The sequence below is a fragment of the Sutcliffiella halmapala genome (assembly GCF_002019665.1).
GTDB classification, from domain to species: Bacteria; Bacillota; Bacilli; order Bacillales; family Bacillaceae_I; genus Sutcliffiella_A; species Sutcliffiella_A halmapala.
This window is the reverse complement of record NZ_KV917375.1, coordinates 2,073,068-2,094,344: the sequence shown is the minus strand read 5'-3', so window position 1 is coordinate 2,094,344 and position 21,277 is coordinate 2,073,068. Positions and strand designations below refer to the sequence as shown.

The window sequence follows — 21,277 nt, the reverse complement described above, 5'->3', positions numbered from 1 at the left end:
AAATTGATGAACTACTGTTTTTCTATTATTTTTACTTTATAAAAAAGCTTTGTACATTCCGAAAAAAGCTGTTGGAGTTGGATGAAAGCATGATACAGTTCAGGCCTCTTCATCACAAAATCTAATCTTTCCTCGATATTCACTGGCTTATACTGTAACAAATTCACTTCTTTTTGCCATTCTTGTAAAGAGCGAACCGGCTGCCTATTGAGCCAAAATAATGCTTGAAGCAACAAAGCTATCGCCTGAGTCATTTTTACTTTTACCTTTATAGACTCTCTATTCTCATGAAATTGCGTGAGTTCACCTTCCAATTCCTTCCAACCTAAGAACAGTAATGGTACTGTTTCATTATTATTCTCCCAAGGAAGGTGCAGTGGCGCCATACCTAGAGAATAAGCAAGATCATATTTAAATGGAGTTGTGATGCAATCATTCCAGTGAAAACTTGTCAATTCAATACGATCCTTCGCTTCATAGAAAAGTGGATGTAAAAAAGAACCAGGAAGCTTCATCAACCAGTCTTCCTTTTTAAACGTTTTTTTCCTTCTCTACACATCTCGTGTAACGGACAGCTTTCGCATTGAGGATTTTGCGCCTTACAATGATATCTACCAAAGAAAATTAAACGATGATGTGTGTCAGACCACTTATCCATCGGGATTTTTTTCATTAATGTTTTTTCAACTTCTAATACACTATCTTTCCACTTGCATATACCAAGCCTTTTACTTACTCGCTCGACATGTGTATCAACAGCTATAGCAGGTACACCAAAAGCAACCGACACCACAACATTTGCAGTTTTCCTGCCGACACCAGGTAATTTTACCAGTTCATCTCTTTCTTTCGGAACTTCCCCATCATATTCATCTAATAAAAGCTTACAAAGATTTCGGATGTTTTTTGCTTTATTACGAAACAGACCGATTGATCTAATATCCTGCTGAAGTTCTTCTAAGGTTACTGCTAAATAATCTTCGGGTTTTTGATATTTCTCAAAGAGATTTTTGGTCACTTTATTGACTAACGCATCTGTGCATTGCGCAGATAGTGCTACGGCTATTACTAGTTCGAATGGGTTTTTGTGACGGAGCTCACAATGAGCATCTGGAAACATCTCACCCATGACTTCGACGACATGATTGACTTGCTTTAAATTTAACATTTGGTGCTTCCTACCTTTCTTCCTGCCTTCTCTCTCTTTAAAGCCGCAGTCTGTCTTTTAAATAGGAAGACAGACTTTCATTTTAAAAGGCACTTTTCTATAAGTTAATTACTTCTTGTTGAAAAGAAGCAATCGAAAACAGCCATTTAAAAAGGAAAACGCAATTTGTATACATACGTTTTCCGTTCATTTACAGGTTAATCAAGCCAATTGTAAAAAGGCACTGTACTTTTATGCTCTTTATTTACCGGAATTTGTTGTTGTTTTTGTGAAACTTGCGTTTTTCTGAATTTCTTTCCATACTCATTTGCTTGACTTAGGGTTTTTATTCCGTTCTTCTTCCACTCAAATAAAATGCGATCTATATAACGGAAGTTTAACTTACCCGAGATAACAGCTTCTCTTAATGCAGCCTTGATAATTGATGGATCATGATGATCTTGATCAAGCCACATTCCTAATGATTCACATTCAAAAGGCGATAAAGGTCTGCCGAACTCTTGTTCAAAGATAGAATATAAATTAATTTCTTGATCTTTGTGGGTTTGAATAGATGCTTGTTTATTTTTTTCTAGCATAAAGTGGATCATCTTTTCCCATAAGGGTTGGAGGGAATAACGCTCATATTTAATAGAGTACTCGTCCATTTCATCACTAATGGCAAGATATCCTTTTTGTAGTAGGTGACGTAAAATTTCCATGCATTCTGTGGGATCTATCGTCATTCTATCAGCGATTTCTATTGGGGTTGGAAAGATCTTTCCGCTTTCCAAAAAAGAATGAACATGTATGATTAGCAAAAATTCTTTTTCATTTAAACCTAGTTTAACGTAATTACTCAATAAATAATTTGGAATAGATAGATTTCCTTCTTCCAAAAACTCTATAAATTGCTCTTTTTTCATTTAGAAGACACCTCATAACTAAGTATAACAAATTTATGCATAAACTTCACAGGAAATATTATTCAGTTCATTTAGATTTTGCTCTCATCCACCCTCTTGCAAAAAACAGACAAAAAGATGGCTCAGAGCAAAACTCCGAGCCATCTTTGATGAAATTTATAATGTTTACCCGTGCCTAAACAAAACAGGCAGTCAGCTTGCACTTATTAAGGGTATAGACGGTTTAATAATCTTGGGAATGGGATTGCCTCACGAACATGTTCAGTGCCGCTAATCCAAGCTACAGTACGCTCAAGCCCTAGACCAAATCCAGAATGAGGTACAGAACCATATTGACGTAGTTCTAAATACCATTTATAAGCATCTACTTCTAGATTATGTTCTTCTAGACGTTGCTTTAATAGATCGAAATCATGAATACGTTCAGATCCACCGATGATTTCTCCGTAGCCCTCTGGTGCAATTAAGTCAGCACATAATACCACGTCATCGCGATCCGGATGCGGCTGCATGTAGAATGGCTTAATTGTCGTCGGATAATGTGTAATGAAAACCGGCATATCAAAGCTTTCTGCGATTGCCGTTTCATGAGGAGAACCGAAGTCATCGCCCCATGTAATATCGTCAAAGCCTTTGTCATTTAAAAATTTGATTGCATCGTCATAAGAGATACGTGGGAAAGGTGCTTTGATTTTTTCAAGCTTTGTTACATCTCTATCTAAAACACCTAACTCTAGCTTACAGTTTCTTAAAACTGCTTGAACAACGTAAGACACATATTCTTCTTGCACTTTTAAGTTATCTTCAAATTCAACAAATGCCATTTCCGGCTCGATCATCCAAAATTCAATAAGATGTCGGCGTGTCTTGGATTTTTCCGCTCGGAACGTCGGTCCAAATGAGAACACTTTTCCTAAGGCCATTGCTGCAGCTTCCATGTAAAGCTGACCGCTTTGTGAAAGATATGCATCCTCATCAAAATATTTCGTCGCAAATAGCTCAGATGTACCTTCAGGAGCACTTCCTGTTAGGATTGGTGGATCTACCTTTACAAAACCATTTTCATTAAAGAATTCATATGTTGCACGAATCACTTCATTACGTATCTTCATAATGGCATGTTGCTTTTTAGAGCGTAACCATAAATGACGGTTGTCCATTAGGAATTCAGTACCATGGTTCTTTGGCGTGATCGGATAATCTACCGCCTCATGAATTACTTCTAATCCCGTTACCGTTAATTCGAAACCAAATGGAGATCTTTCATCTTCTTTTACAATTCCAGTTACATACACCGATGTTTCTTGTGTGACAGATTTAGCACTTTGAAATACCTCTTCTGCAACTTCCGCTTTTACAACGACGCCTTGAATAAAGCCAGAACCATCACGTAACTGTAAAAAGGCAATTTTTCCACTTGAGCGTTTATTGGCAATCCATGCACCAATCGTTACTTCTTCGCCCACATGTTTATATACTTCTTTAATTGTTGTTTTCACTCTTTTGTTCCCTCCAACATTGTTCTTGCTACACTTTTATGTACATAACCTCTATTATACAAGCCATGAATTAAGGAAGCAAACACTTCTTTTTATATATAATACCGAGAAAAAGGCTAAGCTTATGACTTAGCCTAAGCCCGGTTGACCCACGCTTTCAATCCGTCTGAAGTTCTCTATGTTCTACTTTATCTAAAAATGTAAGAGTACCCTTATAACTTTGCCGTTGCTTTTTCCATGAACCTTGCTATGCGCTCAACAGCTTTTTCCAACTGCTCCAAGCTTGTTGCATAGGAAAGGCGAACATAATTATCCGCTCCAAAGCCTGAACCTGGAACTAATGCTACTTTTTCTTCTTCAAGTAATGCTTTGACCAAGCTATCTACATCGTTATATCCGGCAAGTTTAGCTGCTTCAGAAGCATTAGGGAAAAGATAGAACGCGCCTTGTGGTTTAATGCAATGGAAGCCTGGAATCGCATTTAATTTTTCAAAGATAATTGTAAGTCTTTCCTCGAATGCTTGACGCATTACTTCAACATCGCCCTGCGATCCCTGATACGCTGCAATTGTTGCATATTGCGCAATAGATGTAGGATTGGATGTACTATGACTAGCTAAGTTGGTCATCGCACTAATAATTTCCGCATTTCCAACCGCATACCCAATTCTCCAACCTGTCATAGAGTGTGATTTTGATACTCCATTAATAATTATGGTTTGTGCTTTTAATTCCGGGGAGAGCTGGGCAATCGAAATATGTTGGTTTCCATCATACAAAAGCTTCTCATAAATTTCATCGGACACAATAATAATGTTGTGCTCTAAACAAATCTTTCCTAACTCTTGTAACTCTTCTTTTGTATAAATCATCCCTGTTGGATTACTAGGTGAATTTAAAATAAGCGCTTTTGTTTTGGATGAAATAACATTTTTCAATTGATCAGCAGTAATTTTAAATTGATTCTCTTCTTTACCTTCCACATATACAGGTACACCTTCTGCTAACTTTACTTGCTCCGGGTAACTCACCCAATAAGGAGTAGGGATAATTACTTCATCTCCCTCATCTAAAATCACTTGGAACAAGGTGTACAGTGCATGCTTTGCACCAATACAAACAATTACTTCAGAAGGCTTATATGTTAAGCGTTGATCTGTTTCTAATTTATTGATAATCGCTTTTTTTAGCGCAGGTAATCCACCAGATGGCGTATATTTAGTAAACCCTTCATCCATTGCTTTTTTTGCTGCCTCTAGAATATGAGCTGGTGTATTAAAATCTGGCTCTCCAGCACCTAATCCAATCACATCATGTCCTGCATCCTTTAGTTCCTTTGCCTTTGCCGTGATTTCTAACGTAGTAGATGCTGTCAATGTTGAAACTCTTTTTGCTAATTTCATCTTCTATTTCCTCCCGCTACAATTAAAAAGTTATACGTTGATAATAGTCTCCATTCTCAAATTTAATGTAATACAGATTATATCGATCGTTTTGATCTTTAAATTTGATTTCCCAAAGAGGTACCTTATTCTCCATTGCCAACGATATAGAAATAATTTCAGATGGTGTACGATCTGTATCAACGTATTTCATCACATCTTCTTTGACAATACCTTCTTTAGCATTAACGGTTAAAGCTATTTCCTTTTTTTCATCTAACCAAATAATCAGTTCTTCCTTCTCGTCGTTTGTTCCTTGGACGATGGTATAAGGAGTCGTACCATTATATGTATAAACCTCACTAATGGTATGTAAGTTTTTTTCTGTCATTGCAATTTGTGAAGCATCATTTATGTTATCGTTAATTGGTTTCATAGCAGTATAGTAAATCGATACTATTTGCCAAATTAAAAATATTACCATTAATGTACTTATTATTAAGATCCATTTTTTCATCTTTATGTACGATATATTGTAAAGACTGCTTTTTCTTTATTTTCATTATCTAAAGCTAGTCCAAACATAAGATTTTCTCTTTTTAGGTTACGATTAAGTGTGTCTACAATTTTATAAAGATCGGAAGAGTATTCTACTTTAACTGTAGAAATCACTTCAATTTTACTTTCCATCCCAAAATCCTCCTGATTCAAGCAATTATTGTAACTCATATTGACGTACATTGTCGGTAAGAATATAAGTACTGAATCACCTATAGTGTTCAAACACATTATAACAGTAAATATTCAGTTTAGTACAATTAAGTACTGCTTAAGTATAATAAATTTTCTCCTAACCCACACCATCATTTTTAGGGTGAAACCAGCTTAATAATTGGTTCACCCTCTTTTTTAAGGACATAACTAAACATTGTTTAATTTATATTATTTATCAATGTAAAGAATGAATCTTTTTGTACAATTCCATTCGGGATAGCCTCTATAAATTGTTCACCATATCTTTTATCGATGATTCTTCTGTCAAAAATAAAAACGTCTTTTGAGCCGTCACCTTCTAAAAAGGTAGCAAGCATTTTTTTGAACCTTAGGACGGCAATCGGTAAGGAAACATCTGTGAAAGAATTTCTTCCTTGCTTTTCAACTCGTTCAATTTTTGCAGCCATGATTGGTTCTTCCATCGCCTTAAAGGGCAACCGGATAATGACAAGTGTATCAATCTGTTCATTATTAATCGAAACTTCTTCCAAAAAGCTATTGGTGACAAGTAATATAGCTCTTTCAAAATTAGCAGCTGCTTTTAATATCTTTTGCTTTCCTCCACTGATGCTACTTTGGCTTACTATTACTGTTTCATTAGAATTAGGCAGATTTTTTATCTCCGTGTATACTGCTGACAACATTTCTATCGAGGAAAAGGCAACTAAAATCCTGCCACCCTTCTCTGCTAAAAGCTCTTTTATTTGAAGAGCAGAGATTTGAATAAAGGTTTCATTTTTCCCTTTTGAAATATATGGCATATCTGTCGGGATGAACACACCAGGATACTCCTGCGTGTTCTTCTCTTCTATCGCTATCGTTTTCGGATAAAAGTCCGATAAACCTAACTCCTCCATCATAAAATCAAAGTTATGATTTACACTTAATGCTGGTGAAACAAAGATCACGCTTTTTTTTATTTGATAAAACTTTTCAGCTAAGCTTAAAGAAATATCAAGCGGTTGCTCATAAATGGTTAGTGAGTTTTTCGCACCTCTAACATTTACTTCAAACCAAGTCAATCTACTCTTGTTAGGGACAAACATTAAAGAATATAGCGTGTCCTTCATTGTCTGAAGCACAACTTGATTTTGCTTACTATTTTCATTAGATGAATCTACAGAATTAGATTTCTGCTTTCCTAAATGATGAATAATGTCCGATAATTTCATATAAAGCCGCTGAGTTGCTTCTTGTACAGCTAACCAGGTGGCTCCTTTTTCTTTCAGTATATCAAAGCGATAAGCCACTCTTGATAAGGATCCTTTCGTCTTAGACATGCAATAAGAACGTAATAATCGAAACATCTCATCTAATTCTTCTTTGGCTTGCTGAGTTAAAAAACTATCAGGAAGTTTAGATAATGCAAAATAAATATCTAAGTAGCTAATTTCCTTTCCAAGAAATTTACTCACATTATGATAAAACACATTTGCATCTTCCACCACAAAATAGTTACACTCTTTTAATATTTCTTCCTTCCAAATCTCTTTTGCTAGAAAAGAATGATTGGTTAGGATTAAACTTGCATGTTCAAGTTTTTCCATTGCTTTTTGATAAAAGCAATAAGTTGTATCTTCATTCATCTTTTGGGAAACTGCGCAGTTTATGGATTCCCATAACAATTTCCCGCCCGAAGATAAGGAAATTTCCTCCATATCCCCTGTTTCTGTTTCTGTCAGCCACACTAATATTTGGGCTTTTGTAAGCACTGCATCGTAATTGTCTTCCTTATCTTCTAGTGTCTGTAAAAAACGCGGAAGACTTAAATAGAAATATTTCCCTTTAATTGAAGCTGTAAGAAACGAACAATTTTTGTGTGTCTTATGTATTTCTGTTAAAAACACTTGAATTTTCTCTCGCGTTTTAGGGTTATGTGCACTAACCACTACTTTCTTCCCAGTTTCAAGTGAATACAACAGTGCACCTAATAAATGGTCTTCTTTATTAGTCAAGCTTGGAGACATTTCAAGAAGTCCATGTTGCCTAGATGTAAACAATGCCCGTATTTCCTCAGCGCCTATAAATTTATCTTCTATCTTTTGGGAGGAAAAAAGAATAGTCTCTTTAATTTCCTTATAATCCTCTACACGAATAGTAGTAGGTTGTTTTAACGCAATTTTATCCTGATAAATTAATTGGTTCTGCGTAACCTTCGTAAATTCTTCCTTAAAAAGTATGTAAATGTCACTCTTCATATTGTGTAACAGCTCATGTAATTGTCGGTTCGTTGTGGAAGGTAATGATTTTATTTTCTCTAATAACTTTAGAAAAATATTAGCTGTAACCTCAGCATCGCTATCTGCTCGATGAGGATTATCATGGCTTAGTTCATAAAAATCCGCCAAATCGGTCAATTTATAACTATTTCGAGTAGGTAGTAAAATACGAGCTAATTCTACCGTATCAATTGTATTACCTGTAAAAGCAGGATAGCCGCTTACTTTTAACTCATGCTGTAAAAAGGACAAATCAAAGGGCACATTATGTGCGACTAATGCGGATCCTTCTAACATTTCATTTAGCATCGGTGCAATTTGTTCAAATGTTGGCGCCTTTGTTACCATGTCATTATTAATACTCGTTAATTGCTCGATAAAAGGAGGAATCTTGCAGCTAGGATTAACAAAGCTTGCAAATCGTTCAATTATCTCGCCATCCTCGATCAATACAGCGCCCACTTGTATAATTTTATCTTGTTTTTTGGGAGAGTTCCCTGTCGTTTCTAAATCCATCACGACATATCGCTGTTTCATTTCCTTACACCTCATTACTTCTCGCTACTCGCATATAAACAAAGTATCACAGACAATGTTAGAAGAAAAGCACAAAAGCCTCATTAAAAAATGACTTATTTTATTTTCTCCATCAAATGAAAAGAAAAACCCCCATTAGAGGGGGAGTTACATAATTGTATGCGCAGGCTCTGTGCCCAGCATTTCTACAATCTCATTATACTCATTCATTACTGCAACTTTTGGTTGGTGATATTTCACTTTTTCCTCCGCAATCATAGCATAGGAAATAACGATGATTACATCGTCTTTTTGGACAAGTCTTGCTGCCGCTCCGTTTAAACAAAACTCTTTTTTACCTCTTGCACCAGGAATGATATACGTTTCAAATCTCGCACCATTGTTATTATTAACAATTTGCACCTTTTCGTTTGCAACCAAACCTACTGCATCTAATATATCTTCATCAATGGTAATACTACCAACATAATTTAAATTTGCATCTGTTACTCGTGCACGATGTATTTTCGCATTCATTAATGTACGAAACATTTATTGCTCCCCCTTCTGATATGAAAAGACAAGGTTGTCAATTAATCTTGCTTTGCTGAATTTAGCCGCAATAGCAATGATGATGCCGTCTACTTCCTCTAAGGAATCTAGCTTTTCTAGATTTGGATATGAAAGTATCTCGATATAATCTAGCTCAGCTTTCGTGTTCTCCTCGACGAATTCAGCAATCCATTCTTTTATAACAGGAATTGCTTCTCCCTGCAACATTTTATTTTTTCCTTTTTGCAATGCTTGAAAAAGAAAAGGTGCTACGGCTCTTTCTTGATCTGACAAATAAACGTTTCGTGAGCTCTTAGCGAGTCCATCTTCTTCTCTTACCGTATTAACTCTAACTAAGTTGACTAGTAGGTGATAGTCCGCGATTAAGCCTTCTAGAACAGCAACTTGTTGGGCATCTTTCATTCCGAAATAAGCATTGTGTGGCATGACGATATGAAATAGTTTCATCACCACGGTAGCTACACCATCAAAATGACCCGGACGAGACTTTCCACACAATACATCTACTCGCCTTTCAACGGTAATTAATGTTGTGCGATTCTTTTTATACATTTCCTCTGTCGTTGGGTAAAAAAGATAATCGACCCCTAATTCTTTGGCGATTGCTTCATCTCTAGCGATATCTCTTGGATACGCATCAAAATCTTCATTTGGTCCAAATTGAAGTGGGTTTACAAAAATACTTACTACCACAATTTCATTTTGTTTCTTTGCTTCTCTTATTAGCGTTCCATGACCTTCATGGAGGAATCCCATAGTAGGAACAAATCCGATCGATTTTTGGACATACCTTTCGTTTTGACTCACTTGTTGCATTTCTTCGATGGTATTAATTATCTTCACTACTGTTGCCCCCATATAATCGTTGCAATGTTTCTTCCTTCATCGTAAAGCTATGCTCTATTTTCGGAAATTCTTTATTTTTCACATCAGACACATAATTACTTAACCCTACTTTTAGTAAAGATTGTACATCCACATAGGATTTAACGAATTTCGGAACTCTTCCTACACCATAAGTGACAACATCGTGATAAACAAGAACTTGGCCATCTGTGCCATCTCCAGCTCCAATACCGATTGTCGGAATAGTTAGCTGCTCCGATATTTCTTTCGCAAGCTGTTGCGGAACACATTCTAATACTAATGCCATCGCACCAGCTCTTTCCACTTTCTTTGCATCTTCTATCATTTTCTGTGCGCTTTCAAGATCTTTTCCTTGCACTTTATATCCGCCAAGTACACCAACTGATTGTGGTGTGAGTCCTAAGTGTGCGACAACAGGTACTCCCGCGCTTGTTAAAGCATAAATAACGTTAATGACATCTCCTGCACCCTCTACCTTTAAAGCATGAGCGCCAGATTCTTGAATCATTCTTTGGGCATTCGTAAGGGTATTCTCCATCGATAGATGATAGGACATAAAAGGCATATCCGTCACGATGAAAGTAGATTTGGCACCACGCTTTACTGCTTTTGTATGGTGAATCATATCTTCGACTGTTACTGGTACTGTAGAATCATAGCCTAAAACGACCATTCCGAGTGAATCGCCTACTAGGATTACATCTACTCCGGATTCTTCTGCTAATTTTGCAGATGGATAATCATATGCCGTTAACATCGCGATCTTTTCTTGGTTTTGTTTCATTTTCATAAAATCTGTCACAGTTTTCATGTTTTTTCCTCCTCTTTTTTGAGGACAGGAAAGGAACGAGCGAAAACGATAGGTGAAAGCGGAAATTTAACTAAGAGTAGACGCCAACTAGCATCTTCTCACTTTTTAACATAAGGTTCTGTTAAGACCGCTGTTGATTTCCGCACTAGGCTTCGCTTTCCGCGGGGCGTTTGTTGAGCCTCCTCGGCTTCGCCTGCGGGGTCTCAACAAAACGCTATTTCCCGCGGGAGTCTTCGCCTTGTGCTCCAATCAACAGCTAGGGTCCTAAAAATCAACATTGTCTTTTAACAAAACCTAACATAAAAAACCTTCTTTCAGCAGAAAGAAGGATAGTTAATTCACACAAAAGTGCTACATCGTTAAAATGAATCGGCTCAGTTCAATCCCTCTGTCCTAGTCCTTTGGATCAAGGCAGATATTTGGTTGTTGGTTACAAAAAAACTACTCCTTAGTCAATGGTGCAGTTCTACAATAGATACTGCCCACGTTACTATTATAAAAGATATTGGAAAAAGAAGCTATTAATTTTAATCGCTTCCAATTTCTATATCTGCTGAGTGAATATAGGAGATTTCTCCATCGATTCCCTCTAACATTAAAACGCCATCCTCTGTAATGCCTACCGCAATGCCCTCAAGTGTTCCTGTAATAGTTCTCGCAATTATTTTTTTACCTATGCTTATCGCATAAGATTCCCATAAAAGCTTAATTGGATAAAACCCATGCTCCAGATAACGGTGATACAGCTGTTCAAACTTCAATAGGATTACTTGAATAAGCTCTGCTCGATTAATCGGTTCCCCAAGCTCTATAGCTAACGATGTCGCGATAGAATGAAGTTCCTCCGGGAAGTGTTCTAAGCTTTGATTCACGTTAATTCCCATTCCGATAATAACTGAATTAATTTTATCTGCTTCTGCCTGCATTTCCGTTAGGATCCCAACTGATTTCTTTTTATTAATTAAAATATCGTTTGGCCATTTGATATCCGTTCTTAAATCCGTCACCTCTTCAATCGCTTGCGCTATCGCAACTGCTGTTAAAAGGGTAAGCTGTGGTGCTTTTGCAGGCGGAAGATTCGGCCTGAGGATTAAACTCATCCATACTCCAGTATATTTAGGAGAATACCATGCTCGGTTTAATCTTCCTCGCCCTGCCGTTTGTTCTTCTGCCACTACTAAAGTTCCTTCTACAGCGCCATCATGTGCCAGCTGGTGCGCAATTCTTTGAGTGGATGTTACCGATTCTTCAAAATGAATCACTCTACCAAGATCACGAGTTTTTAATCCTAATGAAATTTCATTATCACTAATTTTATTAGGGATTTTAGTTATCCGATAACCTTTTCGTCTTATCGCCTCTAATTCATAGCCTGCATTCCTTAATTCTTCTATATGCTTCCAAACTGCTGTTCTGGAACAGCCAAGTTCTTCACTAATTTTTTGACCGGATAAGAATTCACCCTCAACTTCGGTGAACATCTTTAACAGTTTCGTTCTAATTTCTGTTGCCAAGTACGTACCCACTCCTTTAAAACAACCGCTTCATTTTCTATGTTGCCTTGTAATAATTCACTCTCGATTTCTTGAAGCACCTCTGCTATCCATTTACCTGGTTTTTTCTCGAGCCATTCTACTAAATCATTCCCATTTATTGCGATGTCTTGCAAGTTGTAGATCGGTAGTTCTTCAAACAATCTTTTTATATCAAGATAAGAGTTGCTCTTATCCAATTCAAGCAATAATAACACATGATGTGCTGCAAGGCAGGCGTTCCATCCTGATCGGTAGACAAGCTCTTGATGCCAACCCTGTTTTTGAAATTGCTGGATGGTGTGAAGAATTTCTTGTACTGACTTACTCAATCTCTTTGGCAGTTTCCATGCCGTTAAAAACCTTTCTACCTCTTCTACCTTTAGCATATAGACAAAGGTTGTCCAAAGCTCCTCCCTACTAGTTAAAGTATGGAGCGGAAATTCACTTAACTTGATTAGCTCTTCTTTTTTATCTGCTAACAACGGTAAAAATAGAAACAAGTTTGATTCTACAAGTAAAGAGAGTGCTTGTGTCATCCCTTGTCCTATTAAAAGCTTCTCTAACTCAACTGTCTTCCTTTCGACAGAAATATGCTGCATAAGGTGTGCATCCAATTGAATCGCTTCCAAAGTTTTGGAGTGAACAGAAAAGGAAAGCTGACTACTAAAGCGCAAAGCACGAAACATTCTAAGGGCATCCTCAGAAAATCGTTCGGATGCCTCTCCTACTGTACGAATTAGCTTATGCTCAATATCTCTTGTCCCACAAAATGGATCGAGGATTTTCCCTTCTTTCGTCATTGCAATCGCATTCATTGTAAAATCTCTTCGCCTTAGATCTTCTTTTAAGCTTTTAACAAAAGTAACTTCATCTGGCCTTCTATTATCAGAGTAGGATCCCTCCGTACGAAATGTCGTTACTTCATATGAATCATTGTCCGTCACGACGATGATCGTTCCATGCTCTGCACCCACATCAATCGTTTTAGGAAAAAGCGCTTGAATTTGTGTTGGTGTTGCAGACGTCGCAATATCAATATCGCCTAAATCGCGATTCAAAATATGATCGCGAACAGAACCACCGACAATATAAGCTTCATGTCCATCTTTTTCAAGGGTTGAGATAATGGTGGATGCTTGCAAAAAAGCTTCGTTCATTGCTACCCCTCACTTAAGCGTTTCCTTCTTAGGTAGAAGGCGCTATTCCTTTATTAAATTCATATATAATTCCTCGTACTGTTCCACGATATAACTGGAGTTAAATAGCTCTTTAACTCGCTTAATGGATTTCTCTGAAAAGCGTTTATGTAACGCATCATTTTCTAAGATAGCAATGGCTCTCATGGCAATTTCGTCTATTTCTCCAACCTCGCATAAATAGCCAGTAACTCCATGTTCAATCACTTCTGGGATTCCGCCGACATTAGTACCCACAGATGGAACACCACATGCCATTGCCTCTAAAAGCACAAGCCCAAAGCTTTCTTTCTCAGACAATAGGAGCATTAAATCGCTAATAGAATAAAGGTCTTCTACATTCTCTTGTTTCCCTAATAAAAGTACCTTCTTTTCTAAACCAAGTTCCTTTACGAGTTTGCAAACTACGGAGATTTCCGGACCATCTCCAACCAGTATGAGCTTAGAAGCAATTTCCTTTTGAATTCGATAGAAAGATTGTATTACATCCTGAACTCTTTTCACTTGACGGAAGTTCGAAACATGGATGACCACTTTCTCATTAGGCAAGATCCCGTATTGTTCTTTTAAATCTTCCCTATCTTTTTTATAGTACACTCTCTCATCAATAAAGTTATATACTGTTTGAATAGCTTTTTGTGGCTGTAATAACTCATACGTTTGCTTTACAAGCGATTCAGAAACAGCCGTTACAACATCTGAGCCCTCAATCCCAAAGCGAATCATATCATTTAATGATGGGTCATTACCAAGAACCGTAATATCTGTACCATGTAAGGTGGTAACGATTTTCAATTGATCTCCTGTCATTTTCTTAGCAAGATACGCACAAACCGCGTGTGGTATCGCATAATGAACATGAAGCAAATCTAACTTCTCCCGTTTGGCTACCTCTGCCATTTTACTTGCAAGCGCTAGATCATAAGGTGGATATTGAAAAACCGAATATTGATTAATTTGAACTTCATGATAATAGATGTTGCTATAAACCTTATTTAATCTAAATGGCATACTAGAGGAGATAAAATGGATTTCATGTCCCTTTTCTGCCAAAAGTTTCCCCAGTTCTGTTGCAATAACGCCCGATCCCCCAACCGTAGGATAGCAGGTAATGCCTATCTTTAGTTTCAATTAAATCCCACCTAATAAATCATAGTTAACTTCCAATGGCGCCTTTGCAAAGAACCCTTCTGCATACATAGTGCCTATTTGTTTTCCGTATGCACGCTCTCTACTAATAACCCCTTCAACATATCCATTGGTTAATGGCGTATCAACACTGTCTGAGCTCTTTTCAAACTGACTATTATATGCCAGCAATGCTTGTTGTTTCTTTTCTATTTGACTTGTTATATCTATGTAAAATTGAGCTTGTAGCATTCCATTTATCATATAATAATAAAGATTTTTCACTTTATGACTCTCTGCACCTGAAGACACTTTAACCCTTTTTATGCCTGCAGAAAAAACTGCCTCATCTACTAATTGAGCACAATTTCCATGGTCTGGATGACGATCTTCAAAATATGGAGCAAATACAATCTTAGGTCGATACTTCCGAATCACAGAAACAATTTCTCCGATATGTTCTTCTGTTTTGTATAAACCACGATCAGGAAGCGAAAGCTGAACACGGACATCTAATTGTAATATTTCACTTGCTTTCTTTGCCTCTTCTTGACGGATATCCACCGTCCCATTTGATGACATCTCAGCATAGGTTAAATCGCATATTCCTATTTTATAGCCTTGTTCTTTATATTTCGCCAAGGTACCAGCCATTCCAATTTCAACATCGTCTGGATGTGCCCCAAATGCGAGAATATCTAATGTTTCTGTCATTTTTCTCCCTCTTTTTCGTGGATCACCTTTCTCCAGCCTAATTCCCCTCGCGCTAGTCCGTGAATTAAGATTTCTGCCGTTCCCATATTAGTAGCTAGCGGAATCGAATAAACATCACATAATCGCAACAATGCTGTTACATCCGGCTCATGCGGCTGAGCAGTGAGCGGATCACGAAAGAAAATAACCATATCCATTTTATTTTGAGCAATTAAAGCCCCAATCTCTTGGTCTCCTCCAAGCGGGCCTGATTGAAAGCGATGAAGGCTTAATCCGGTTGCTTCAGCAATTCTCAACCCCGTTGTCCCAGTTGCAAACAACTCATGTTTTACTAGAATTGGTTGATAGGCCGTTGTAAATTGAATCATATCAGGTTTTTTCTTATCGTGTGCAATTAAGGCAATCTTCATTTTATTTCCCCCAGTATTATTCAATGATATTTTCTAAACCATATACTAATACATCTAAAGTCATAATAGTTTCGACTGAAAGCTTAATCCCTGACATAAATGATGCACGATTATAAGAATCATGTTTAATGCTTAAGGATTGTCCTTCTCCGCCAAAAATCACTTCTTGGTGCGCAACTAAACCAGGTAAGCGCACACTATGAATCCGAATGCCATCTTTCGTTTCAGCCCCTCTTGCCCCAGCTAGCTGTTGTACCTCTTCAGGATGACCTTGACGTTTCGGTGTACGTGTCTGAGAAATTAACTCAGCAGTTTTTAGTGCCGTACCAGAAGGAGCATCTAATTTACGATCGTGATGTAATTCGATAATTTCAACATCCTCCAAATGCTTCGCAGCCATTTGTGCAAACTTCATCATTAAAATTGCCCCAACAGCAAAGTTAGGCGCAATAATAACACCAGTTTTCTTTTCTTCTGCTAATTCTGCTAGCTCTTTTAATTCTTCGTCCGTAAACCCAGTTGTGCCTACCACTGGTCGAACCCCATACTCTAATGCTAGTTTCGTGTGTAATTTTCCGATTTCTGGAGTAGTTAAATCAATGAGGACATCTGCCTCCACATTCTGAAAACAGGCTACTGGATTATGATAGATAGGTGCGTCTATTGGTGGAAAGCCCCCTATCTCTGATAACTTCTTCCCTTCATTTACTCTATCTAAGCAGGCAACTAATTCAAAGTGTTCTGTTCTATGTATAAGCTCTACCGCCTCTCGTCCCATTCTACCACGTGGACCAGCTAAAATAATCTTGATTGTTTTCATTTCTCCTCTTCCCCTTCTGTTTCAATCCTTGTCCATCTATCTTTATCTCTCGTTTGAAATTTCTCCATCACTCTGTCATGCGCTTCTTGCAAATCAATATTTAAGGAATTAGCAAAGCAGATCAAAACAAACAAGACATCTCCCATTTCTTCTTCTATTGTATTTTCTTTTTCGGTATTTTTTTTAGGCTTTTCTCCATAATAATGATTAACTTCACGCGATAACTCTCCCAATTCTTCAGTCATTCTTGCTAGCATCGCAAGTGGACTGAAATACCCTTCTTTAAATTGCGAGATATATTGATCTACCTCATCTTGCATTATTTTCATCGTTTTTTCACTCAATTTATTCACCTCATCTTCTCATGTTAGCTAAAACCGTACTATTTGACAAATAATTAAGTGACAAATGAGGATTTACTTATCCTCTACAAGTTTATTATAATGAAATGGTTCTAAAATACGCTAGCTTTTTGGAGGACCTCATGTTTAAAGGAATAAAACTAACTAATATTTTCTTTATTTTACTCGGCTCAGCCATCTTTGCATTTGGCCTTGTTAACTTTAATATGCAAAATAATCTTGCAGAAGGTGGTTTTACTGGAATAACACTTTTGCTATTTTTCATGTTTAACTTTGACCCATCCTACACCAACCTGATTTTAAACATTCCGATTTTTTTCATTGGTTGGAAGCTACTAGGACGGAATACCTTCATTTATACTATTATTGGTACGGTCAGCTTATCAGTATTTTTATGGATTTTCCAACGTGTTCCACTAATGTTTCCACCGCTTGAAGATGATTTAGCACTTGCTGCTCTTTTTGCTGGTGTATTTATAGGAATAGGTCTAGGAATCATTTTCCGATACGGTGGCACTACTGGAGGCGTAGATATTATTGCCAGACTTGCGCACAAATACATCGGATGGAGCATGGGAAAAGCAATGTTTCTCTTCGATGCAGTCGTCATTATTCTTTCACTGATTATGTATTTAACGTATACAGAGGCAATGTATACACTAGTCGCTGTCTTTGTTGCTGCACGTGTTATTGATTTCATGCAGGAAGGCGCATACGCTGCAAAAGGCGCAACGATTATCTCTGACAAACACGAAGACATTGCATTAAAAATCCATCAAGAAATGGATCGTGGGGTTACCATCCTACATGGCAGAGGATCCTACTCCAAGGTAGAGAGAAATGTTTTGTATTGTGTAGTTGCAAAAAATGAACTAGTCAAGCTAAAAAACGTCATCACCTCCGTCGACCCACACGCATTCGTAGCAGTAAGCGATGTACACGACGTCCTAGGTGAAGGATTCACCCTAGACGAAAACAAAAACCCGTTAGAACGATAATCAAACACCCTCTAGGGCAGGTATCGCGTTAAAGAGATGCCTGCCCCTTTTTACAATAGGCAAAGCAAAAGACAGTGTTGATTTTTTGTCCCTAGCTGTTGATTGGAGCACAAGGCGAAGACTCCTGCGGGAAGGTAGCGTTTTGTGGAGACCCCGCAGGCAAAGCCGAGGAGGCTCTCGTAAGCCCCGAGGAAAGCGAAGCCTTGTGCGGAAATCAACAGCGGTGTTTAATAGAACCATAAAAAAAGAAACGTGCTCACAAAGCCACGTTTCATCATTCCCTGTTTCCTAAATAAATCAAAATAAATCTGACCAACTCTGCCACTGCCACTGCAGCAGCAGCGACATACGTAAGCGCAGCAGCATTTAGAACCTTCTTCGTATTCCGCTCTTCACTATTTGTTATAACTCCGCCAGCAATCATTAAATCCATCGCCCTATTGGAAGCATCAAACTCGACTGGTAGCGTTACTAATTGAAACAGTACAGCCGCTGCCATAAAGACAATTCCGACAAGAATTAAATTATTAATGCTAAAGATTAACCCAGCAAAAATGATAAAAAACGACATATTAGAACCTAAACTCGCTATAGGAGCTAAGGAATGGCGAAAACGCAAAAACGCGTACTGCTGCTCGTCCTGAATGGCATGTCCCACTTCATGTGCAGCAATAGCCGCTCCTGCAATAGAATTCCCATGAAAATTATGCGAAGACAACCGAACAGCTTTACTACGTGGATCATAATGATCGGTTAGCATTCCACGAGTTTCTTCGACACGCACGTCATATAATCCGTTATCGTTCAGGATTTTCCGAGCCACTTCTGCTCCAGACATCCCTGATGAAGAAGCAACCTTTGAATATTTCTTATACGCATTTTTCACTCTAGCTTGTGCCCATAAAGGAACAATAAGAAGAATGGCAAAGTATAGTAAATAAAGAACCATAAAGGGAATCCTCCTGTAGCTTTTGCGATTGTTTTCAAGGTACCTGCAAAAGTTATCTTTTCTAGGATTAATACTTTCTCCTATTTTTATTCCCTTTGTTCTTCCCTTTGAACCATTTCCATCAATCTTTCTGTTTCTTTCTTTTTGCGCGTTTTTTATCGGCCTGATATTTTCTCCAGCCGACATAAAATAAGGTTAGAAAAATGATACTGCCTGTCGAAATCATTACCCAAATTAAAGATGGATCTGTTTCATCTTCTTTTAACTCTGTAAATAATGCTTTTAAATCTGCTTCAATAACTTGTAACTCTTCTGCACTTTGTGAACTAGAAAGGAGTTCATTTCTATACTCATAGAGATAGTCAATATGAGCATCCACCTTTTGAATATATTCTGGCTTTACATCCATGCGTAAGCTTGGGTGAATCAAATTGTAATTCAATAATAGTCGCTGATACAATTGCTGATAGGAGGAACTATCTCTTATTTCAACAGAATCCTTTAGTTGATTAAAAGTAGCCATAATCGAGCCTTCCATCTCCGTCCATAAGGGTTGATGCTCTGAAGTCATCGCATCCACCACTAAACGTAGCCTTGTGATAGCTCGTACTTTTTCCTCATGTGGAAGAGTTAAATCCGCCATTGCTGCCATTGACTGATCATGGACAATGGTGATAATACGAATTTGATCCATCGTCATCGTACGTTCTTCCATCATTACTTTAGTAAATTCGTCCGAAAAAATATCAAGTAAATTGTGCGCTTCCACATATCTTTCATTTTTCACTAATTGTAAGGCATCATCTGTAAGTATATTTAATTTCAAAGGCTGCACTTCCGTATGAGAGTGTGCATCGAAACTAGTTGGAATAATTAATAGTAAAAAAAGTAATAGTACGATAATCCTTTTTCCATTCATCGCTTGTCCCTCCCATATTCTCTAGTAAATTTTATGAGAGAGTGGACAAGGTTAGAACTTTAATTAAGCGATAACTTTTGCCGATCTTTTCGAACTGAAAAATAATAAGCTATTGCGATGGAAAAAATACTTAACCAAAAAGTAAAATAGCCAATCTGAGGCATATATTTTATTAAGCTTCCATACCACGGCATCATTTTAAACACATAATCAATGACATCGTTATGCAATGTCCATACACCAGCGATAACTAAATGCCAGATTGTAAAGCGGTAATAAGGACTATACAATACACCTTGGACAGCCATCGCTCCATGAGAAAATATTAACATATATCCCTCTATCGGAAGATAACCTGTTTCTAATAGAGTCAATATATTCATGACCACAGCCCATATTCCGTACTTTACTAGTGTAACGATTGCAAGTGCCTCAAAAAGCTTAAAATTCTTTTTCATGATAAATCCGATTAGCACAAAGACAAAAAAGAGGCTAGCTGTAGGGCTATCCGGAACAAAAATAAGAAAAATTGCTGGTGTTTCCTTTAGTTGATATCCATACCATATGTACCCATAGACTGTCCCTAAAATATTTATGATAAGGACAGACCAAAGCATAAAGGGCGTTTTCAATAGATAAATAAACCAATTTAACATCGTTCAGCCTCACTTTACTTACTATAATTATGTATAAAAAGAGTATACAAAAAAACTGGCTATAATAGCCAGTTCTCTTATTCAGCTTCTGCAGCTAATTTATTCATTTCTACTAAGTATTCAGCAAGAACTTCTAGCTCTTCATCCGTGCCTTTGAAAACATCTCCAGGCATAGTACCAACACCATTTTTAGCAATATCTGCATACTCTTCAGGAGTCATGTCAGGATTGTCTATTAATGAAGGTGCCAAACCAGGTGTACCTTGTAAATTGTTAGCATGACAAGATAAACAAGTATTGGCGGAAAGAATTTGGTAGCCTTCTGCTTCTTCATCAATTTCAATCGCTAACTCATCTCTAATTTCCCCTTGCTCTGCTGCAGCTTCCCAGTCATGAGAATCAACAGACTGCCAAGTTAAGAAGAAGATAGATGCGATACCTAATAGCATTAAACCAGTTGCAATTGGACGCTTGCTTGGACGACGTTCTGGTCCACGATCTAGGAATGGAGCAAGTAAAAGGGCTCCGAACGCAAGACCTGGCATTACCATCGCACCGATTACAGTGTATGGTCCAGCAGCGTATTGATATTTAAGTAGCTCGTATAAGAATAAAAAGTACCAGTCTGGTAACGGAATATATGCAGTATCAGTAGGATCTGCTACACGTTCAAGTGGCGGCTGATGCGCAACAGTTAAGCATAAGAAAGCAATTAAGAATACCGCACCGACCATCCATTCTTTTAGAAGGAAGTTTGGCCAAAACGCTTCCGTTTTACCAGGATACTCTGAGTAGTCCTTCGGAATATTTGGTTTGCGAGTAGCTGGGATACGAGAATCACCAACAAACTTCATACCTTTTCCTCTATGCATACAT

Annotated in this window: 23 protein-coding genes; 1 reads left to right on the top strand and 22 read right to left on the bottom strand. The window is 37.6% G+C overall.

Annotation, left to right across the window (positions count from 1 at the left end; translation table 11 throughout):
- Window positions 1-11 precede the first annotated feature (11 nt).
- The 18 genes from BK580_RS10220 to BK580_RS10135 all read right to left on the bottom strand — a co-directional run bounded on the left by BK580_RS10220 (window position 12) and on the right by BK580_RS10135 (window position 16,861).
- The gene (locus tag BK580_RS10220) at window positions 12-515 is read right to left on the bottom strand and encodes a YpoC family protein (protein ID WP_078380222.1); all 504 of its coding nucleotides are present in this window, start codon (window positions 513-515) and stop codon (window positions 12-14) included.
- A complete protein-coding gene (gene nth / locus BK580_RS10215; protein ID WP_078380221.1) occupies window positions 515-1,168 on the bottom strand; it encodes an endonuclease III in 654 nt (217 codons plus the stop codon). Before nth ends, BK580_RS10220 begins: the two co-directional genes overlap by 1 nt.
- A gap of 197 nt (window positions 1,169-1,365) precedes the next feature.
- Window positions 1,366-2,073, bottom strand: a complete 708-nt coding sequence (locus BK580_RS10210) for a DnaD domain-containing protein (RefSeq protein WP_078380220.1) — start codon at window positions 2,071-2,073, stop codon at window positions 1,366-1,368.
- Window positions 2,074-2,279: 206 nt separating this feature from the next.
- Window positions 2,280-3,572: an asparagine--tRNA ligase gene (gene asnS, locus BK580_RS10205; RefSeq protein WP_078380219.1), complete on the bottom strand. Its 1,293-nt coding sequence runs from the start codon at window positions 3,570-3,572 to the stop codon at window positions 2,280-2,282.
- 212 nt (window positions 3,573-3,784) lie between these two features.
- A complete protein-coding gene (locus BK580_RS10200; RefSeq protein WP_078380218.1) occupies window positions 3,785-4,975 on the bottom strand; it encodes a pyridoxal phosphate-dependent aminotransferase in 1,191 nt (396 codons plus the stop codon).
- A 22-nt stretch (window positions 4,976-4,997) separates the two neighbouring features.
- Window positions 4,998-5,438: a cell wall elongation regulator TseB-like domain-containing protein gene (locus BK580_RS10195; RefSeq protein ID WP_139364872.1), complete on the bottom strand. Its 441-nt coding sequence runs from the start codon at window positions 5,436-5,438 to the stop codon at window positions 4,998-5,000.
- Between the two features lie 35 nt (window positions 5,439-5,473).
- A complete protein-coding gene (locus BK580_RS10190) occupies window positions 5,474-5,644 on the bottom strand; it encodes a YpmA family protein (protein WP_078380216.1) in 171 nt (56 codons plus the stop codon).
- A gap of 242 nt (window positions 5,645-5,886) precedes the next feature.
- Window positions 5,887-8,484 carry an exonuclease domain-containing protein gene (locus tag BK580_RS10185; RefSeq protein ID WP_169864909.1) on the bottom strand — a complete coding sequence of 866 codons (2,598 nt, stop codon included), beginning with the start codon at window positions 8,482-8,484 and terminating at the stop codon, window positions 5,887-5,889.
- Between the two features lie 147 nt (window positions 8,485-8,631).
- Window positions 8,632-9,015 (bottom strand): aspartate 1-decarboxylase, encoded by a 384-nt coding sequence (gene panD, locus BK580_RS10180; RefSeq protein WP_078380214.1) that lies wholly within the window; start codon window positions 9,013-9,015, stop codon window positions 8,632-8,634.
- On the bottom strand, window positions 9,016-9,879 hold the full coding sequence (panC, locus tag BK580_RS10175) for a pantoate--beta-alanine ligase (protein WP_078380213.1): 864 nt from the start codon (window positions 9,877-9,879) through the stop codon (window positions 9,016-9,018).
- A complete protein-coding gene (gene panB, locus BK580_RS10170; RefSeq protein WP_078380212.1) occupies window positions 9,866-10,714 on the bottom strand; it encodes a 3-methyl-2-oxobutanoate hydroxymethyltransferase in 849 nt (282 codons plus the stop codon). Before panB ends, panC begins: the two co-directional genes overlap by 14 nt.
- 527 nt (window positions 10,715-11,241) lie before the next feature.
- The gene (locus BK580_RS10165) at window positions 11,242-12,195 is read right to left on the bottom strand and encodes a biotin--[acetyl-CoA-carboxylase] ligase (RefSeq protein ID WP_078382727.1); all 954 of its coding nucleotides are present in this window, start codon (window positions 12,193-12,195) and stop codon (window positions 11,242-11,244) included.
- A 2-nt stretch (window positions 12,196-12,197) separates the two neighbouring features.
- Window positions 12,198-13,406 carry a CCA tRNA nucleotidyltransferase gene (locus BK580_RS10160; protein WP_078380211.1) on the bottom strand — a complete coding sequence of 403 codons (1,209 nt, stop codon included), beginning with the start codon at window positions 13,404-13,406 and terminating at the stop codon, window positions 12,198-12,200.
- A gap of 42 nt (window positions 13,407-13,448) precedes the next feature.
- On the bottom strand, window positions 13,449-14,576 hold the full coding sequence (gene bshA, locus BK580_RS10155) for an N-acetyl-alpha-D-glucosaminyl L-malate synthase BshA (RefSeq protein ID WP_078380210.1): 1,128 nt from the start codon (window positions 14,574-14,576) through the stop codon (window positions 13,449-13,451).
- Entirely contained in the window at window positions 14,577-15,287 is a 711-nt protein-coding gene (bshB1, locus tag BK580_RS10150) for a bacillithiol biosynthesis deacetylase BshB1 (RefSeq protein ID WP_078380209.1), read from the bottom strand. It abuts the gene before it with no gap.
- Window positions 15,284-15,697, bottom strand: a complete 414-nt coding sequence (mgsA, locus tag BK580_RS10145) for a methylglyoxal synthase (RefSeq protein WP_078380208.1) — start codon at window positions 15,695-15,697, stop codon at window positions 15,284-15,286. Before mgsA ends, bshB1 begins: the two co-directional genes overlap by 4 nt.
- Before the next feature lie 16 nt (window positions 15,698-15,713).
- Window positions 15,714-16,517, bottom strand: a complete 804-nt coding sequence (gene dapB, locus BK580_RS10140) for a 4-hydroxy-tetrahydrodipicolinate reductase (protein ID WP_078380207.1) — start codon at window positions 16,515-16,517, stop codon at window positions 15,714-15,716.
- Window positions 16,514-16,861 (bottom strand): nucleotide pyrophosphohydrolase, encoded by a 348-nt coding sequence (locus tag BK580_RS10135; RefSeq protein ID WP_078380206.1) that lies wholly within the window; start codon window positions 16,859-16,861, stop codon window positions 16,514-16,516. Before BK580_RS10135 ends, dapB begins: the two co-directional genes overlap by 4 nt.
- Window positions 16,862-17,001: 140 nt before the next feature.
- On the opposite strand from BK580_RS10135, the gene BK580_RS10130 reads away from it, so the two are divergent.
- Window positions 17,002-17,877 carry a YitT family protein gene (locus BK580_RS10130; protein ID WP_078380205.1) on the top strand — a complete coding sequence of 292 codons (876 nt, stop codon included), beginning with the start codon at window positions 17,002-17,004 and terminating at the stop codon, window positions 17,875-17,877.
- A 274-nt stretch (window positions 17,878-18,151) separates the two neighbouring features.
- On the opposite strand, the gene BK580_RS10125 is transcribed toward BK580_RS10130, so the two are convergent.
- From BK580_RS10125 to BK580_RS10110, 4 genes are all read right to left on the bottom strand, one after another.
- A complete protein-coding gene (locus BK580_RS10125) occupies window positions 18,152-18,826 on the bottom strand; it encodes a zinc metallopeptidase (RefSeq protein WP_078380204.1) in 675 nt (224 codons plus the stop codon).
- 121 nt (window positions 18,827-18,947) lie between these two features.
- Window positions 18,948-19,745, bottom strand: coding sequence for a sporulation protein YpjB (ypjB, locus tag BK580_RS10120; RefSeq protein ID WP_078380203.1), 798 nt, complete (start codon window positions 19,743-19,745; stop codon window positions 18,948-18,950).
- Window positions 19,746-19,804: 59 nt separating this feature from the next.
- The gene (gene lhaT, locus BK580_RS10115; RefSeq protein WP_078380202.1) at window positions 19,805-20,401 is read right to left on the bottom strand and encodes a lipoprotein heptaprenylglyceryl N-acetyltransferase LhaT; all 597 of its coding nucleotides are present in this window, start codon (window positions 20,399-20,401) and stop codon (window positions 19,805-19,807) included.
- 77 nt (window positions 20,402-20,478) lie between these two features.
- On the bottom strand, window positions 20,479-21,273 hold the full coding sequence (locus BK580_RS10110) for a menaquinol-cytochrome c reductase cytochrome b/c subunit (protein ID WP_078380201.1): 795 nt from the start codon (window positions 21,271-21,273) through the stop codon (window positions 20,479-20,481).
- Between the last annotated feature and the right edge of the window lie 4 nt (window positions 21,274-21,277).

Bases quoted from the DNA above. Each gene is read 5' to 3' on its own strand.
- BK580_RS10220 (WP_078380222.1), bottom strand. From the start codon at position 515: ATGAAGCTTCCTGGTTCTTTTTTACATCCACTTTTCTATGAAGCGAAG.
- nth (WP_078380221.1), bottom strand. From the start codon at position 1,168: ATGTTAAATTTAAAGCAAGTCAATCATGTCGTCGAAGTCATGGGTGAG.
- BK580_RS10210 (WP_078380220.1), bottom strand. From the start codon at position 2,073: ATGAAAAAAGAGCAATTTATAGAGTTTTTGGAAGAAGGAAATCTATCT.
- BK580_RS10200 (WP_078380218.1), bottom strand. From the start codon at position 4,975: ATGAAATTAGCAAAAAGAGTTTCAACATTGACAGCATCTACTACGTTA.
- BK580_RS10195 (WP_139364872.1), bottom strand. From the start codon at position 5,438: ATGGTAATATTTTTAATTTGGCAAATAGTATCGATTTACTATACTGCT.
- BK580_RS10190 (WP_078380216.1), bottom strand. From the start codon at position 5,644: ATGGAAAGTAAAATTGAAGTGATTTCTACAGTTAAAGTAGAATACTCT.
- BK580_RS10185 (WP_169864909.1), bottom strand. From the start codon at position 8,484: ATGAAACAGCGATATGTCGTGATGGATTTAGAAACGACAGGGAACTCT.
- panD (WP_078380214.1), bottom strand. From the start codon at position 9,015: ATGTTTCGTACATTAATGAATGCGAAAATACATCGTGCACGAGTAACA.
- panB (WP_078380212.1), bottom strand. From the start codon at position 10,714: ATGAAAACTGTGACAGATTTTATGAAAATGAAACAAAACCAAGAAAAG.
- BK580_RS10165 (WP_078382727.1), bottom strand. From the start codon at position 12,195: ATGTTCACCGAAGTTGAGGGTGAATTCTTATCCGGTCAAAAAATTAGT.
- BK580_RS10160 (WP_078380211.1), bottom strand. From the start codon at position 13,406: ATGAACGAAGCTTTTTTGCAAGCATCCACCATTATCTCAACCCTTGAA.
- bshB1 (WP_078380209.1), bottom strand. From the start codon at position 15,287: ATGACAGAAACATTAGATATTCTCGCATTTGGGGCACATCCAGACGAT.
- mgsA (WP_078380208.1), bottom strand. From the start codon at position 15,697: ATGAAGATTGCCTTAATTGCACACGATAAGAAAAAACCTGATATGATT.
- dapB (WP_078380207.1), bottom strand. From the start codon at position 16,517: ATGAAAACAATCAAGATTATTTTAGCTGGTCCACGTGGTAGAATGGGA.
- BK580_RS10130 (WP_078380205.1), top strand. From the start codon at position 17,002: ATGTTTAAAGGAATAAAACTAACTAATATTTTCTTTATTTTACTCGGC.
- BK580_RS10125 (WP_078380204.1), bottom strand. From the start codon at position 18,826: ATGGTTCTTTATTTACTATACTTTGCCATTCTTCTTATTGTTCCTTTA.
- ypjB (WP_078380203.1), bottom strand. From the start codon at position 19,745: ATGAATGGAAAAAGGATTATCGTACTATTACTTTTTTTACTATTAATT.
- lhaT (WP_078380202.1), bottom strand. From the start codon at position 20,401: ATGTTAAATTGGTTTATTTATCTATTGAAAACGCCCTTTATGCTTTGG.
- BK580_RS10110 (WP_078380201.1), bottom strand. From the start codon at position 21,273: ATGCATAGAGGAAAAGGTATGAAGTTTGTTGGTGATTCTCGTATCCCA.